The organism is Bradyrhizobium sp. UFLA06-06 (genome assembly GCF_054820065.1).
Genome location: NZ_JADFUD010000054.1, coordinates 38800 through 52823, shown reverse-complemented (window position 1 = coordinate 52823; position 14024 = coordinate 38800). Strand labels below are relative to the sequence as shown.

At 61.3% G+C, this 14024-nt stretch carries 15 protein-coding genes; 14 read left to right on the top strand and 1 reads right to left on the bottom strand.

Features of this window, described 5'->3' with window-relative positions:
* From IF803_RS32540 to IF803_RS32475, 14 genes are all read left to right on the top strand, one after another.
* A partial coding sequence (locus IF803_RS32540) for a ferritin family protein (protein WP_461194907.1) occupies positions 1-825 on the top strand: 825 nt, incomplete at its 5' end.
* Positions 826-908: 83 nt separating this feature from the next.
* A complete protein-coding gene (locus IF803_RS32535) occupies positions 909-1949 on the top strand; it encodes a 2Fe-2S iron-sulfur cluster-binding protein (RefSeq protein ID WP_028345443.1) in 1041 nt (346 codons plus the stop codon).
* Positions 1950-2009: 60 nt separating this feature from the next.
* The gene (locus IF803_RS32530) at positions 2010-3080 is read left to right on the top strand and encodes an aromatic/alkene monooxygenase hydroxylase subunit beta (RefSeq protein ID WP_461194905.1); all 1071 of its coding nucleotides are present in this window, start codon (positions 2010-2012) and stop codon (positions 3078-3080) included.
* Between the two features lie 6 nt (positions 3081-3086).
* On the top strand, positions 3087-3458 hold the full coding sequence (locus IF803_RS32525) for an MmoB/DmpM family protein (protein WP_028345441.1): 372 nt from the start codon (positions 3087-3089) through the stop codon (positions 3456-3458).
* Between the two features lie 118 nt (positions 3459-3576).
* Positions 3577-4602, top strand: a complete 1026-nt coding sequence (locus IF803_RS32520) for an amidohydrolase family protein (RefSeq protein WP_461194904.1) — start codon at positions 3577-3579, stop codon at positions 4600-4602.
* A gap of 6 nt (positions 4603-4608) precedes the next feature.
* Entirely contained in the window at positions 4609-5403 is a 795-nt protein-coding gene (locus IF803_RS32515) for an iron-sulfur cluster assembly protein (RefSeq protein WP_461194903.1), read from the top strand.
* Positions 5404-5529: 126 nt separating this feature from the next.
* Positions 5530-7161, top strand: coding sequence for a chaperonin GroEL (gene groEL / locus IF803_RS32510; protein ID WP_461194908.1), 1632 nt, complete (start codon positions 5530-5532; stop codon positions 7159-7161).
* A 110-nt stretch (positions 7162-7271) separates the two neighbouring features.
* Positions 7272-7952: an MIP family channel protein gene (locus IF803_RS32505; protein ID WP_461194902.1), complete on the top strand. Its 681-nt coding sequence runs from the start codon at positions 7272-7274 to the stop codon at positions 7950-7952.
* Positions 7953-8092: 140 nt separating this feature from the next.
* Positions 8093-8587 (top strand): hypothetical protein, encoded by a 495-nt coding sequence (locus IF803_RS32500; RefSeq protein WP_461194900.1) that lies wholly within the window; start codon positions 8093-8095, stop codon positions 8585-8587.
* Between the two features lie 115 nt (positions 8588-8702).
* Complete coding sequence (locus IF803_RS32495; protein WP_461194899.1) at positions 8703-10742, top strand: sigma-54-dependent Fis family transcriptional regulator; 2040 nt, start codon at positions 8703-8705, stop codon at positions 10740-10742.
* A 9-nt stretch (positions 10743-10751) separates the two neighbouring features.
* Positions 10752-11201: a hypothetical protein gene (locus IF803_RS32490; RefSeq protein ID WP_461194897.1), complete on the top strand. Its 450-nt coding sequence runs from the start codon at positions 10752-10754 to the stop codon at positions 11199-11201.
* Positions 11198-11506, top strand: a complete 309-nt coding sequence (locus IF803_RS32485) for a hypothetical protein (RefSeq protein ID WP_461194896.1) — start codon at positions 11198-11200, stop codon at positions 11504-11506. The genes IF803_RS32490 and IF803_RS32485 overlap by 4 nt, the downstream gene beginning before the upstream one ends.
* 8 nt (positions 11507-11514) lie before the next feature.
* Positions 11515-12624: a WD40 repeat domain-containing protein gene (locus IF803_RS32480; protein WP_461194895.1), complete on the top strand. Its 1110-nt coding sequence runs from the start codon at positions 11515-11517 to the stop codon at positions 12622-12624.
* 29 nt (positions 12625-12653) lie between these two features.
* Positions 12654-12839: a hypothetical protein gene (locus IF803_RS32475; protein WP_028345431.1), complete on the top strand. Its 186-nt coding sequence runs from the start codon at positions 12654-12656 to the stop codon at positions 12837-12839.
* 342 nt (positions 12840-13181) lie between these two features.
* Here IF803_RS32475 and IF803_RS32470 read toward each other — a convergent pair.
* On the bottom strand, positions 13182-14024 hold an 843-nt coding region (locus IF803_RS32470; protein ID WP_461194893.1), incomplete at its 5' end, for a hypothetical protein.

Sequence of the window (14024 nt, the reverse complement as noted above, 5' to 3'; positions counted from 1 at the left end):
AGTTCGTCGGCAGCGTCAGATGTGTATAAGAGACAGAAGGAGTCCTACGCGGAGATGTGGCACCGCTGGATCTTCGAGGATTATTATCGCACCTATATGCTGCCGCTCGAGAAGTACGGCATCAAGATCCATCATGACGACGTTCAGACTGCCTGGAAGCGGCTGACCGAGAAGCACTACGTCCACAACGTCGCGCAGTTCTTCGCGGTCGGGTGGTCGGCCAACTTCTGGCGCATCGAGGCGCAGACCGACAAGGACTTCGAGTGGTTCGAGCACAAGTATCCAGGCTGGTATGCGCAGTTCGGCGAGTTCTGGAAATGGTACGAGAAGCTGTCGCATCGCGGCCAGACCAACATCCTCTTCAACAACGATGTCGGCTATGTCTATCCGCACCGTTGCTGGTCGTGCCTGGTGCCCTGCCTGATCCGCGAGGACATGGTCACAGGTGAGATCGACGGCAAGCTCTACACGTTCGCCCATGAGCTCGATCGCTGGACGGCCATCGAAGCCTTCGCCGGCGAATACCAGGGGCGTCCGACCCCGGCGATGGGGCGGTTCAGTGGCCGTCGCGAATGGGAAAGCGTCTACCACAATGTCGATATCGCCGACGCGATCAAGGATCTCGGCTTCGTGCGCACCGACGGCAAGACCCTGGTCGCCCAGCCGCACTTGCGCTTCGACGAGAAGGAAATGTGGACGCTCGACGACGTCCGCGGCCACATCCTGAAGAGCCCGCTGCTCACGCTGCGGGAGATGAGCCCGGCCGACCGGGAGACGCATCTCGCTGAGTATCGCAAGGGATTCACCATCAATCCCTGCAACTAACCGAGACGGAAGGAGCCGGCTCCGGCCGGCTCCTTCCCGATCACTCTCCGGAAGATACGCAAGCCTTGGTTTGAGGAGGCCCTATGGGCACGCCCGCTAATGTCGTTCGCCTGCAACCGGTAGGCATAGAATTCGAGGTCGAGGAGAACGAAACCGTTCTTGACGCCGCGTTCCGCCAGGGCATTGCACTGCCGCATGGTTGCAAGGAGGGGCAGTGCTCGGCGTGCAAATGCGTCCTGACCGGAGGCGAAGTCGAACTCAAGAAATACTCGACGTTCGCCCTCAACGAGATGGAGCGAGGCCAGGATTACATCCTGCTGTGCCGGACCTTGGCCTATTCGGATCTCGAGGTGGAGCTCCTCAACTATGACGAGGAGGTGCTGTCGAAATCGATCCCGGTCAGGGACTTCACGGGCACAGTCACGAGCGTCTCCGCGCTGACCCATGACATCCGGCTCCTCGAGATATCGCTCGAGCAACCTCTGAAGTTCTGGGCGGGTCAATATGTCGACATCACGCTCCCGGGGGCAGAGACGATTACGCGCTCGTTTTCCATGGCAAATTCGCCGGTCGAGGGCGAAAAGCTCGCATTCATCATCAAAAAGTACCCGAACGGACGCTTCTCTTCCCGGCTCGACGGAGACCTCGCCGTCGGAACCGCGGTCGGACTCCGCGGACCCTACGGGACCTGCTTCCGGCGAGAAAACAGAACCGGAGCCATAGTACTGGTCGGCGGCGGATCGGGGATGTCGCCGCTGTGGTCGATCCTGCATGATCACATCGAGTCCGGCGAAGCACGCCCGGTGCACTTCTTCTATGGGGCTCGGACGCGCAACGATCTCTTCTATCTCGATCACTTCGCAGAGCTCGCCGCCAAGCATCCGGAGTTCAACTTCGTCCCGGTGCTCTCCCATGCGGCCGATGATACGGCCTGGGGTGGAGCAAAGGGCTTCGTGCACGAAGCCGTCGGAGCGCACCTTCGCGACGCGGGATATGGCGAAGACGTCGACGTCTATGCCTGTGGACCGTCACCGATGATCGAGGCGCTGGTGCCGGTGCTGCAGATGAACGACGTCGAGTCGGATCGCATCTTCTTCGACAAGTTCACACCAGCCAACAACTGAGGTTTTTCGAACAGCGACCGTGCCTTTTATAGAGCCCACCAAGGGAGGAGGAAGACGACCATGACTGCCGTTCAAAGTGTTCCAGCGAAATCCGGTGCAGCAGGCGCTGCGGTATTTCCGGATTCGGACAGCCGCAAGTACCGGTATTTCGAGCCCCGCAGCAAGCGGGCGACACACTATGAGGACGTGACCGTAGACGTTCAGCCCGATCCGGAACGCTATTTGCTACAGGACTGGATCATCTCCTTCCCCAACGGGAAGGGAGCCTACACCAAGGACAACACCGCCGCGCTGAGCTCGAATTGGCATGCCTTCCGTGCGCCCGACCAGGAGTGGGAGCGCACCCACTACCAACGCCAGTCCAAGATCGAGACGATGGTCCAGTCGGTGATCGCCAACGGCCGCAAGTCCGGCGCGCCGAAGGGCTTCGACAAGGCCTGGGTCAAGATCCTGCAAAACCACCTCGGCGCGTGGAAACATGCCGAATTCGGGCTTGGCACGTCGCTAATGCAGGCGCAGCGCTACGGCTACACCCAGATGATCAACAACGCGACCCTGACGAACTCGTCCTACAAGCTTCGTCTGGCCCAGGACATCACGCTCTATCTCGCCGAGATCGGAATGGACATTCCGGGCTTCGACGACGCCGCGGGCAAGCGGGTGTGGCTGGAGGACAAGGGCTGGCAGGGTACCCGCGAAGCGATCGAATCGATCATGGGGTCGGCCGACTATCTTGAGCAGTACTTCGCCACCAACATCGTGTTCGAGCCGCTGGTCGGCGAGCTGTTCCGCAGCGGTTTCCTGATGCAGGTCGGCTCGCCGAACGGCGACTTCATCACGCCGGCGGTTATTTCGGCGGCCGAGGCCGACTATGAGCGCAATCTCGCGAACACAATCGACCTGATTCACCTGCTGGTGACGGACAATCAGCATGCCGCGCACAACAAGAAGCTGTTCCAGGGCTGGGTGAACAAGCACGTGGCGCTCGCCGGCAAGGCGGCCGCCGGACTGCAGCCGATCTGGTCGCAGCCACATTCGAAGCCGGTGCAATACGCCGACGTCCGCGCGCAATCGGTCGAACGCATCAAGAAGATTCTCGGCGAGCTCGGCCTCGTCCTTCCCAAGGAGTAAATTGCAATGTCCGTTGCTTCAAGAAGTGCGACCAACCAGAACATCTTCCAGAAGATGGGAGATCTTCGTTTTGAACAGACGATTTCCCATCAGTGCGGTGTCACCATGAACGACAGCGTCGAGGCGCGCGCCATCGCTGAATTCATGGGCAAGAAGCCGAACGTGACCGTGACCTACCAGCCGGCCCTGATCCGCATCGACGGCGAGGGCAAGCTGATCTTCAAGATGGACGAGATCAGCGACATCCTCGGAAAGGACATGACGGCCGAGATATTCGAAGTGAATACCTCGACCCACTACGGCCGGATGGTGCGCATCGACGACAATACCGTGACGCTGTTCGGAAACATGGATGAGGTCTTCGAATACATCGAGTGAAGCTCCCTCACTGGGGGCCGCATCTTCCCGGTGTGGCCCCACCGTTTCTAGAGTGTTCGCGCCGGGACGGCGCGTGGATTGATCGGACAGAGCTTATCAAAAAATCCTGGAGACCATCATGTTCATAACTCCCACGGGCGAGGAAGTCTTCGTCATCGACGGTCACACCCACTTCTGGGACGGCAGTCCGGCGAACCAGCTCAACATTCACGGCAAGCAGTTCATCGATTGCTTCTACGCCTACCACACGTCGCTCAGTCCAAAGGACAAGCTCTGGCCCAAGGACCAGTTCGAGAAATACAGCGCAGAGCAGATGTACCGCGATCTGTTCGTCGACGGTCCGGACGACATGGCCATCGTGCAGTCGACCTACCTCACGGAATTCTACAAGAACGGCTTCAACACCATCGACCGAAACGCCGAGATGGCGAAGAAGTACAAGGACCGCTTCATCGTCAACGGCGCCTTTGATCCGCGAGATGGTGAGCGGGCACTGGAATACATTCACTACATGAAGGAAACGTTCGGCATCAAGGGCGTCAAGCTCTACACCGCCGAATGGAAGGGCGAGTCGCGCGGCTGGAAGCTCACCGATCCGAACGCATATCGTTGCTTCGAACTCTGCCAGAAGCTCGGCATCACCAACATCCACGTCCACAAGGGGCCGACCATTATCCCGCTGGACAAGGATGCATTCGATGTTCACGACGTCGATCACGCGGCGACCGATTTCCAGGGCCTGAATTTCATCATCGAGCATTGCGGGCTGCCGAGACTAGACGATTTCTGCTGGATCGCCGTGCAGGAGACCAACGTCTATGGCGGTCTTGCGGTAGCGCTTCCGTTCATTCACGGACGTCCCCGGTATTTCGCGGAAGTGATCAGCGAACTGCTGTTCTGGGTCGGTGAGGACAAGATCCTCTTCGGCAGCGACTATGCCATCTGGACGCCCCGCTGGCTGGTCGAGAAGTTCTGGAATTTCGAGCTGCCCGAGGATCTGAAGCAGGAGCACGGTGTCGATCTGACGCCGCAGGCAAAGAAGAAGATCCTCGGTCTCAACGCTGCGCGGCTTTACGGCGTGGATGTCGAGGCGCAGAAGGCAAAGCTTGCGAAGGGTGCCTACGCCACCGCGGCGGCAGGATGACATCACATGAACGCACCGCTCCTGAAGCAAGACCGCAGGACCAGCGAGGTGTGGCAGCGCCTCGCGTTGGTGACAGACCCTGAACTCGACGAGTCGGTGACCGATCTTGGATTCGTCGAGCATGTCACCGTCGATGACGATGGCGATGTCGATATCGTCTTTCGGTTGCCGACTTACTGGTGTTCAGCGAACTTCGCGTTCCTCATGGCCGACGACATGCGCCGGGCGGTGTCGTCGCTGCCGTGGGTTCGCGAGGCGCGGCCGCAGCTTCGGGACCATATGGTCGCGGAGGAGATCAACCGTGGCGTCCGCGAAGGCAGGTCATTTGCTGACGCACTCAAGGAGTTTGCGCCGGGAGGCTCGCTTAACGAATTGCGGGATAAATTCCGTCGCAAGGCGTTCGAGCGGCGCCAGGAGATCATGATCCTGGCGCTGCGGGGGCTAGGTTATGAAGATCCGGAGATCTGCCGGATGAGTTTGCGTGCCTTTGACGAGGTCGAGTTCACTTCGCCGGACGTCGCGCGTCAAAAGCCCCGCTACCGCGAGCTTCTGATTGAAACAGGCGTTGCTTGCCTTCCTGAGGATCGCGCGTTTGTCACCTACGAGGGGGCCCCGATCAAGCGGCACGAACTGACGTCCTATCTGCAGCGGTTGCGCGGAGTGCGCATCAATATGGAGTTCAATAGCTCATTGTGCAGAGGCCTGCTTGCTGTCCGCTATCGCGACGACGGCAACACTGTACGAACGCCGTCACCGTGCGGAGGCTGCGGCAGTTGTGCCGTTCCATCCGGCGGCCTGTGACCGGAGACGCCAGAATTGCGCCGGCGTGGGGCCGCGTTTAGCGGTGCCTGCGAGCGCCAAGAACCGGAGCGGTCAGCAAGTCCGCCCAACCAGACGACACGATGCGACCGCTAGGGAGTGGAACCGATGCCGAAAGTATTACTACATCATATCGAAGCCCGCCGTGCTCTTGCGCGCGGAGTCCAGAAGCTTGCGGCGGCGGTCGAATCGACCCTCGGTCCCAAGGGCATGAACGCGATGGTCGACAGGCCGATCGGCACGCCCATCGTCTCTCGCGATGGCGTCACCATTGCGTCTGAAATCGAGCTGCCCGATCGCTTCGAGAACATGGGTGCGCAGGTGGTGCGCGAGGTCTCGATGCAGACCAACGAAGTCGCCGGCGACGGGACGACTACCGCCATGGTGCTTGCAAATGGTCTCATCCAGGGAGGCGTTGCGGCACTGGAGCGGGGCGCCAAGGCCGTCGATCTCTGCAAAGGGATCGATCGGGCCGTCGAGGTTGTCGTCGAGGCCCTGAAGAGCTCGGCAATTGCCGTATCGGATCGCAAGACGCTCGAGGCGGTGGCAACGATCGCATCGACCGACGCTCATCTGGGCAGTTTGATTGCGGAGGCGGTCCAGCGCGTCGGCAAGGACGGCATCATCAGTTCCGATTACGGGCTGACGACCAGCACGACGCTCGAAGTCGTCGAAGGCATGTCGTTCGATCGCGGCTATATCTCCCACCACATGGTGACGGATGTCGAAAAGATGGAGGTGGTGCTCGATCAGCCCTACATTCTCCTGACCGACCTGAAAATCAAGACGCCGGCCGAGCTGGCGGCGGTGCGTGCGACGGTCGCCACGACCGGGCGGCCGCTTGTCATCGTCGCCGAGGAGATTGCGCCGGAAGTGGTCGTGACGCTGCTCGGCGATGACAACCGCGGCAGGATCCTGGTGGTCAATCCGCCTGACTATGGTCACTGGCGCAAGGCGATGATGGACGATCTCGCCATCATCACCGGGGGACGGGTTATCGCACGCGAGCTTGGCGGCAAGCTCGAAGAGACGAGTCTTGCCGATCTCGGCACCGCGCGGCAGGTGCGAGCCAGCGCGCGCGAAACGGTAATCATCCGGGGCGGCGGCGACGATGCGGCGATCGCGGCGCGGCGCCAGCAGGTGGCCAAGCAGCACGACCTGGCACCGCCGAACATCGAACAGGACAAGCTCAAGGAACGGCTGGCGAAGCTCTCGGGCGGGACCGCCGTGATCCTTGCAGGCGGCGTCACTCCCGTGGAGCAGAAGCGGACGATCCAGCTGATCGACGATGCGCTCAGCGCGGCGCGGGCCGCGGCGGAGGAGGGCATCGTGCCCGGTGGCGGCACGGCGCTGGCGCAGTGCGCGCCGGTGGTGGCGCGCGCGCTCGGCAACATCAATGGTGACCTGGGTGAGGGCATCAAGCTGGTGCGAGAAACCCTGTCGCGCCCCGCCGCCTTCATTGCCCGCAATGCGGGTCATGATGCGGAGAAGGTCGTGGCCGATCTGCAGGGTTCCCGGGCGGGTGTCGGGTTCGATGCCGCCAACGGTGTATTCATCGACATGGTGTCGGCCGGCATCGTCGATCCCGTTCGGGTGACCTATACCGCGCTTCGAAACGCCGCTTCCGTCGCGACGCTGGTGCTGACCACCAACACCCTGATTGCCGATGTGCCGGAATACATCGATCCGACACAGGGGCCGGCACTGGGCGGCGGGGCGGAGAAGCTTGGACGCGCATGAGGCATGTGTATGCGGTCCGCGTTCCGCCGCGCCGTCTCAGGAGACGACGTGCGCCGCGACCAGGGCGACTAAGGCCTCGATATCGAATTCATCACCAGGGAGGGGGAGTTATGCGTAAGTATGTTGCGGAATTTATCGGTACGTTCGCGCTGGTATTCTTTGGCTGCGCGACCGTGATCTTCATGCGGGCCGAGGTCGGCCTGTTGGGCGTGGCGTTCGCATTCGGCCTCTCCGTGGTCGCAATGGCCTATTCGATCGGACATATCTCGGGAGCTCATCTCAATCCGGCCGTCAGCCTCGGGATGCTCGTCGCCGGCCGGATGTCGCCGCGGGATTTCTCCGGCTATATCGTTGCGCAGTTCATCGGAGGGATCGCGGCTGCAGCCGTGCTGTACCTCATCGCGGAAGGCAAGGTCGGAGGTTACGACGTCGCGGCGAACGGCTTTGGCCAGAATGGCTGGGGCCAATATGGCGTTCTCTCCGCGTTCGTGTTCGAAGCGTCGGCAACCTTCTTGTTTCTGACGGTGATCCTTGGTGCGACACAAAACGGAGCGGCATCCGCCTATGCGGGGTTGGTGATTGGTCTCACCCTGGTTGCGATCCATCTCGCCGGCATCGCCGTATCGGGCTCATCGGTCAACCCGGCGCGCTCGCTGGGGCCTGCATTGTTTGCGGGTTCCGATGCGCTGTCACAGGTATGGCTCTATTTTGTGGCGCCTTGCCTGGGGGCCGCACTGTCCGGTTACGTCTTCAAGGCGGGGGTGACGCGCCAGATGGTGGCGACGGCGTGACGTTCGCGATCGAATGATTGATTGCACCGTGACAACGATCTGGAACGGGTTACAATCTTGAAAGCCTTGGCATGAGCCGAAGGAGGCAGTGTAACAAGCCTCCAAGCTCATCCGATCAGCCGGGCGGGAGGAAAAGGGACATGGTCTACATCATCTCCAAGCGTGACGGCCCGCATCGGGAAGAGGTGGCGGCCAAGGACTTCCTTCAGAAGAACCGCACGACGATCAACGCGCTCGCCAATCATCTGACGCTCGGGCGTTGGCAGCAGTTGCGCAATCCGACGCCCCCTTCGCAGCCCCAACCATCGGGCAAGCTCTGGTCCACGCCTCCGGCTCGCCCGAAAGAGGTCGAGCCCTATGTGCGGATCAGCCATAATGGTCGCGTCGTCATCGCCGATCTCGCGTCAGGACGGCAGCTCGATTTTGTCGGTGAACTGCGCGGCAAGGGCCAATCGCGATACTTCGCTTTGGCGACACGCGAGAACGGGATCTTCGAGCCGCTGGATGACGAATTGTACAAGGTCCTGGCCGACCTCGAGGGAGTGAGTGTGCCCGACGAGGCGTCGGAAGCCAACCTGGAACAGATCATCTCGGGCCGCCTCGGCCTGGACGCGATCTCCAGAAACGTCGAATGATCTCCGTGAGCGAGGCCTGCGGGGATCCTGATGGGATCCGGCTCAGTTCGTGTTTGCCGATCGGGTTGCTGTTTGCCAACGTAAGTATGGTGCTCCAATGCTGACGGAAACGCTTATGGCCAAGCCGCCGTTTTCCCTGGAAAGCTACAGAGCTCCGGACACGGAGCAGGGGCGGCCGTACGATGAGCGGGAAACCAACAAGGCATGGGAAAATTTCCTGACGTTCGGAGACCTGAGGCGTGAAAACGCGCCGGTGCGCGGCGTCATCGAGGAATCATGGCAGCGTAGCGTCAAGTCTGGGGTCGATGCGCGCGGCAGGGGAAGCAATCTCCTCGCATCGCCCGACGATCTCTATGAGCTGCGTCTCAAGAACGACGACCTGCTTGGTTCAAGCGCCGAGACCTTCCGCCGTATTGCCGAGGTCCTCGGTGACGCAGCCACGATGGTGGTCATCACCGACAGGAACGGCGTTGTGCTGGAGGTCGGGGGCGATCGCCGGACCATCGATGCAGGACACGATATCTGCCTGGAAGCAGGTGCAGCCTGGGGCGAAGCGGTCACCGGGACCAATGGCATCGGTACAGCGCTCGTCACGGGGAGGCCGGTTCATGTCCATGCGGCCGAGCATTTCTCAGAGGGTATCAAGGCGTGGACATGTGTCGGTAGCCCCATTCGAAGTCCGATCGACCGCAGCATCATCGGCATCGTGGATTTTTCCGGACCTCAGGCAATCTTTCACCGGCACAATGTGGCCTTGGCGGTGGTCGCGGCCCATCACATCGAACTGGCGCTCTCGGAAAAAATCCGCATTGAGAGAATGCGGCTGCTCGAGGCGAGCATTTCCCGAATGCCGGGGATGAACAGTGCTGATGGGGTCGTCATTCTCGATCGGTTCGGCAGGGTCGTTCACCATAACGACATGGCATCTGTTCGCTGGCGACGGATTGCGCAGTCGCAGGACTTGAGCATCGGAAGCCAGCTTCTCCCAAACGACGAGGGCTTTCTGGCGAGAGACCCTGCCAATGGGCTGCCCGAGGAACTGCGCGAGCAGCGGATCGAACCGTTGGTGGTCGACGGCGTCGTGAAGGGCGCAATGCTCGTGCTTGCGGCGAAGCCACGCGCGAGTGTTGCCCGATCCCAGATGTCGCCAGCGGCCCGCGCCGCACTGGTCTCGGCCAGGGAAGCGATCGTTGGATGCAGCGACGCATTGTTGCAAACGATCGAGAAGATTGAGCGAGCAGCGCTCGGACGAACCGCAATCCTGCTCGAGGGCGAGACCGGCGTCGGCAAGGAACTCTTCGCCCGTCTGGTTCACGCCGCCAGCCAGAATACCGGTAAGGAGCCGTTCATTGCCTTCAATTGCGGTGCGGTCTCCAAGGAGCTTCTCGGCGGCGAATTGTTCGGGCATGCGCCGGGCGCGTACACCGGCGCTACGCGCGAGGGCAGGCCTGGGCGGTTTGAGTTTGCCAATGGCGGTGTGCTCAGCCTTGACGAGATCGGCGAGATGCCGATGGACCTGCAGCCTTACCTGCTCCGTGTGCTGGAAGAGCGCGCGGTGTATAGGCTTGGTGACAGCAAGGCGCGACCTGTGGACGTCCGGCTCGTAGCGTCGACCAATCGGAATCTGAAGCAGGAGGTGGCTGAGGGACGTTTTCGCAAGGATCTGTACTTCCGGATCGGTGTCGTCAAGTTCACCATCCCGCCACTTCGCGAGCGCCTGGGCGACGTCGAGATTCTGATCGATCATTTCAACAGGCAATTTGCGGAGACCTATAGCACCCAGCCGCTACGTTTCGAGGCAGCGACCATGGAGTTGCTGCGGGGCTATAGCTGGCCGGGGAACGTTCGCGAGCTGCGCAATCTGGTCGAGAACCTCGTGCTGATGACGATCACCGGCATCGTCGCTCCGAGGGATTTGCCCGAGGATTTCGTGGAAGTGGTGCCGGCCCAGTCCTCCTCGGCGCCCTCGCAGGTGGACCATAGCTCGACGGGATCGGAAGGCGACGAAATCGCGCGTTTCGACGAAGTGGAACGCCGCGCCATCGAGCGGGCCGTCGCGAATGCTGGCGGTAACATTGCCGCCGCTGCCGAGAAGCTGGGGCTTTCGCGCGCGACGCTGTATCGCAAATTGCACCAATACCGTTCCCGGACCTGAGGGCGAGGCATGGCGGCAGTCTGGGATGAACAGAACGGCGGAGAGGGGCCTGCCAGCGCGGCGGCGCTGGCGTCGCAGATCCTTGCGCGCGCGGACCGCGACGTCACCTTCGTGGTGCAACTGCTCGGCGAAAGCCAGGATCTGCTCGTTCGACATTTCATCGTGTTCATCGAGGTCGAACTCGCAAAGCACGGCATCAGGTACGGCGCGCATCCGTTATTGCGTCCCTTCATCGAAACCCATGCACGCGAGCTCTCGGAATTCGTTTTGAAGGGGATCGGCTTGCGGCATCGGTTCGGCCTTCAGGCCATCGAGACGATGGCGGGCGATCCAGCGCGGTTGCTGAGGGTCGATCTGTGGGATTCGCTGCAATCTCACATCAATGACGCGCAGCAACACTTTGTATCTGGTGTCGGAGGCCTGCAGCGGATCCTGTCTCAAATCGAGGCGGATGCATGAGTAACGCTCCTTCGACCCTGATCGAAGTGCTGAAGGAGCGGTTGGTCGTCGTTCAGCAGATATCGGCCGCTCAATCGCGCAACCTTCTCAACCTTCAACTTGGCGGTGGGGCCGAGTTTGAGATTCAGGAGATTGAGCGCGAGATTGCCGCGGCGGGCGCCTCGCGTCCGCTCGCCGAGGCGCTCGAGGAGGCACGGGCGCGTCTGAGTAGCGCAACGGCCGGAATGGCTGCATGCGACGCTCAATGCGCTGCGCTGGAGCAGCGCCTTGAGGATCTTGACAGGTGGATTGCGGCGAGAAGGTGAGACTTTCGATGGACACGATGGAAGCAGAGACTGCCACGCTTTATGATTTGCTCGGGCGGCACTGGACGGTCGGGACGCCGGTCACCAGCACGGCCTTCGCGGGCGACGGAGTCGCCTTTGCGCTTGCCGATGGCGCTCTGGCGATCGCTCCCTTGACCGATATCGAGCCGCCGCAGGATCGCTGTCGCATCGCGCTGGACGGGGGCCGGGCCACAATCTCGCCACGGCGGAAGCCTGTGCCTCCGTTGATGAAGGTCATTGCAAGTGATGCTCCGCTTCATCTCGCCTTGATCGGGACGTCAGGTTTTGTTGCTAGTGATCACAGCCGGTTGCTTAGCGTGTCGACATCCGGCGTCACGCGCCTGATTGCGGACCATGGGTCCCCAATCGATCTGGTCGCTCCGGTGCAGGCCGGGGGCATTTTGGCCGCTTCCGGCGGATCGGTCATATTTTACAATTCCAATGACGATGTCGGCTGGCTCCAGGAGCGCGCTGGCGGGAATGCATCGGCATTGGCGGCGTCAGGGGATCGTCGGCGCTTTGCGATCGGAGTCGACAATTGTCTCCTCGTTCGCGCCTTCGGGGCACGACCAGAGCCGGCGGTTTCATTCGAGCTCGGACCAATCTCCAATCTGGCATGGAGCCCGGACGGATGCTGGTTGGCCGTGTCCGTCGTGGGGACAGGCGTCGTTCTGGTCCGCCTTGCCGATGCTCGGATCGTTCGGGTTTCCAGTTATCCCGGGAGCACATCATCTCTGTCGTGGAGCGCGGATTCGCGCATTCTTGTTACGAGCGGGGCCTATCGGATCATCGCATGGGACATTTCCAGCCTCAGCGACGACAGCGAACGGCCGGCCAGCCTTACGACAGGCCGTGCCAGACCCGTACTCGTGGAGACGGTGGATATGCACCCGGAGGGTCGGCTGATCGCAGCAGGTTACGGCGACGGTATGGTGGTCGTCGCCAGGATCGGGGAAGCCGACGAACTGGTCGTCAAGCCACCTGGGCGGGGTGCGATCCACGCACTGCGGTGGTCGCCCGATGGCCAGCATCTTGCATTCGGTACTGACAACGGGGACGCGGCGATCGTCACGTTTCCCGCTCACATTTTCAAATAGCTGGCCCGGTGGTCACCAGGAGGGAAACCATGACATCTACTCGATCGCTCAATGAAGCCGATAGCAAGGATCAGTACTTCAAGGAGCTGGCGGAACTTTCCGAACGGATGATCGCCGCGCACGGAAAGGAGTTCTCGATGGGCGCTCTGGTGCTGGCCGCAAGGTTCATCGCCGAAAACAAGCCTTTCGAGCGAAGTGCGGCAACGACAAGCTGAGGAAAGCGTGCGATGTCTGTCATTACGGGCGTCCCGTTAGGACTGGACAAGAACCTCAGCTTTGTGTCTGGAGCGCGTGCATAGCTCTGTAAGACCGGGAGAATTTGGCGCACCCTACACGATCCGAACTAGCCACCTTTGCCTTCGGGAGCAACGCTAAGCCGTTGCCTCGCATAGCAATTCGAGATGGTTGCAGGTCCCCGCAACCAAAATCCGGACCGACCGGTTCCGATAAAATGGCCCGCATTTCGCGGGCCATTTTTGTTTTGGAGGACAATCGGGCCTCGTGTCGTCGACTGATTGGGCGCAGATCGCGGCGTTTCCGCAACGCGGGGCCGCTCCCTAGACGATGAAATGGAATTCGTGCCACGCACTCCAGCTGATGCCATCGCTGGCGCGAACCCAGAGGTCGTCAGGTACGGTGCCGCCCTGGAATGTCGTGCTGGCAATTTGAGCCGCGCTGACGTTGATGGCGGTGCCGGTGGGCTGCGCAGTCCCGCCAATGCTCCAGTGGCCGCTGCTTGCCGACGGCGTCGAATCCCAGAATTGGTACTGTGCCATACTGTCGCCGTCGGCATCCGTGACTGAAAACAGGCTCAATGCGGCCACGCTCTGATTGGCCGTCGCGTGGAAGTCGGACGCCGTCACGACGGGAGCGCTGTCAACCGGTGCGGTGACGTGAAATTCCTTCCACGCCCCCCAGGCAAAGCCGTCGTAAGCCCTCACCCAGAGATCGTCCGAACCCGAGCCGCTTTGAAAGCTTGTGCTCGAGAGCTGAGCTGCCGTGACATTGATGGCAGCATTGGTGCCTTGGGCGACTCCCCCGACCACCCAGTGCCCGCTGCTCGCATCCACCGTCGAATCCCACACCTGATAATTCGTGATGGTGTCGGCATCCGCGTCGGAGACCGAGAACAGCGTGGAGGCCGCGATATCCTGGCCGTGGCTCGCCGAATAGTCGGCGGCCGAGACAATCGGAAGGTTGTCGGCCGGGGCATTGACGTGAAACTCCTTCCAGTTGCTCCATGTCATGCCATCAAAGGCTCGCACCCAGAGGTCGTCAGAACCCGATCCGCTCTGGAACGATGTACTGGCCAGTTGCGCCGCGCTCACATCGATGTTCTGGCCGGTGGGCTGTATGACGCCGCCCACGACAAAATGCCCGCTGGCAGGATCGGCGGTCGA

What these genes read in the sequence shown, in the direction of transcription:
- IF803_RS32535 (WP_028345443.1), top strand. Translation starts at nt 909, where the DNA reads ATGGGCACGCCCGCTAATGTCGTTCGCCTGCAACCGGTAGGCATAGAA.
- IF803_RS32530 (WP_461194905.1), top strand. Translation starts at nt 2,010, where the DNA reads ATGACTGCCGTTCAAAGTGTTCCAGCGAAATCCGGTGCAGCAGGCGCT.
- IF803_RS32525 (WP_028345441.1), top strand. Translation starts at nt 3,087, where the DNA reads ATGTCCGTTGCTTCAAGAAGTGCGACCAACCAGAACATCTTCCAGAAG.
- IF803_RS32520 (WP_461194904.1), top strand. Translation starts at nt 3,577, where the DNA reads ATGTTCATAACTCCCACGGGCGAGGAAGTCTTCGTCATCGACGGTCAC.
- IF803_RS32515 (WP_461194903.1), top strand. Translation starts at nt 4,609, where the DNA reads ATGAACGCACCGCTCCTGAAGCAAGACCGCAGGACCAGCGAGGTGTGG.
- groEL (WP_461194908.1), top strand. Translation starts at nt 5,530, where the DNA reads ATGCCGAAAGTATTACTACATCATATCGAAGCCCGCCGTGCTCTTGCG.
- IF803_RS32505 (WP_461194902.1), top strand. Translation starts at nt 7,272, where the DNA reads ATGCGTAAGTATGTTGCGGAATTTATCGGTACGTTCGCGCTGGTATTC.
- IF803_RS32500 (WP_461194900.1), top strand. Translation starts at nt 8,093, where the DNA reads ATGGTCTACATCATCTCCAAGCGTGACGGCCCGCATCGGGAAGAGGTG.
- IF803_RS32495 (WP_461194899.1), top strand. Translation starts at nt 8,703, where the DNA reads ATGGCCAAGCCGCCGTTTTCCCTGGAAAGCTACAGAGCTCCGGACACG.
- IF803_RS32490 (WP_461194897.1), top strand. Translation starts at nt 10,752, where the DNA reads ATGGCGGCAGTCTGGGATGAACAGAACGGCGGAGAGGGGCCTGCCAGC.
- IF803_RS32485 (WP_461194896.1), top strand. Translation starts at nt 11,198, where the DNA reads ATGAGTAACGCTCCTTCGACCCTGATCGAAGTGCTGAAGGAGCGGTTG.
- IF803_RS32480 (WP_461194895.1), top strand. Translation starts at nt 11,515, where the DNA reads ATGGACACGATGGAAGCAGAGACTGCCACGCTTTATGATTTGCTCGGG.
- IF803_RS32475 (WP_028345431.1), top strand. Translation starts at nt 12,654, where the DNA reads ATGACATCTACTCGATCGCTCAATGAAGCCGATAGCAAGGATCAGTAC.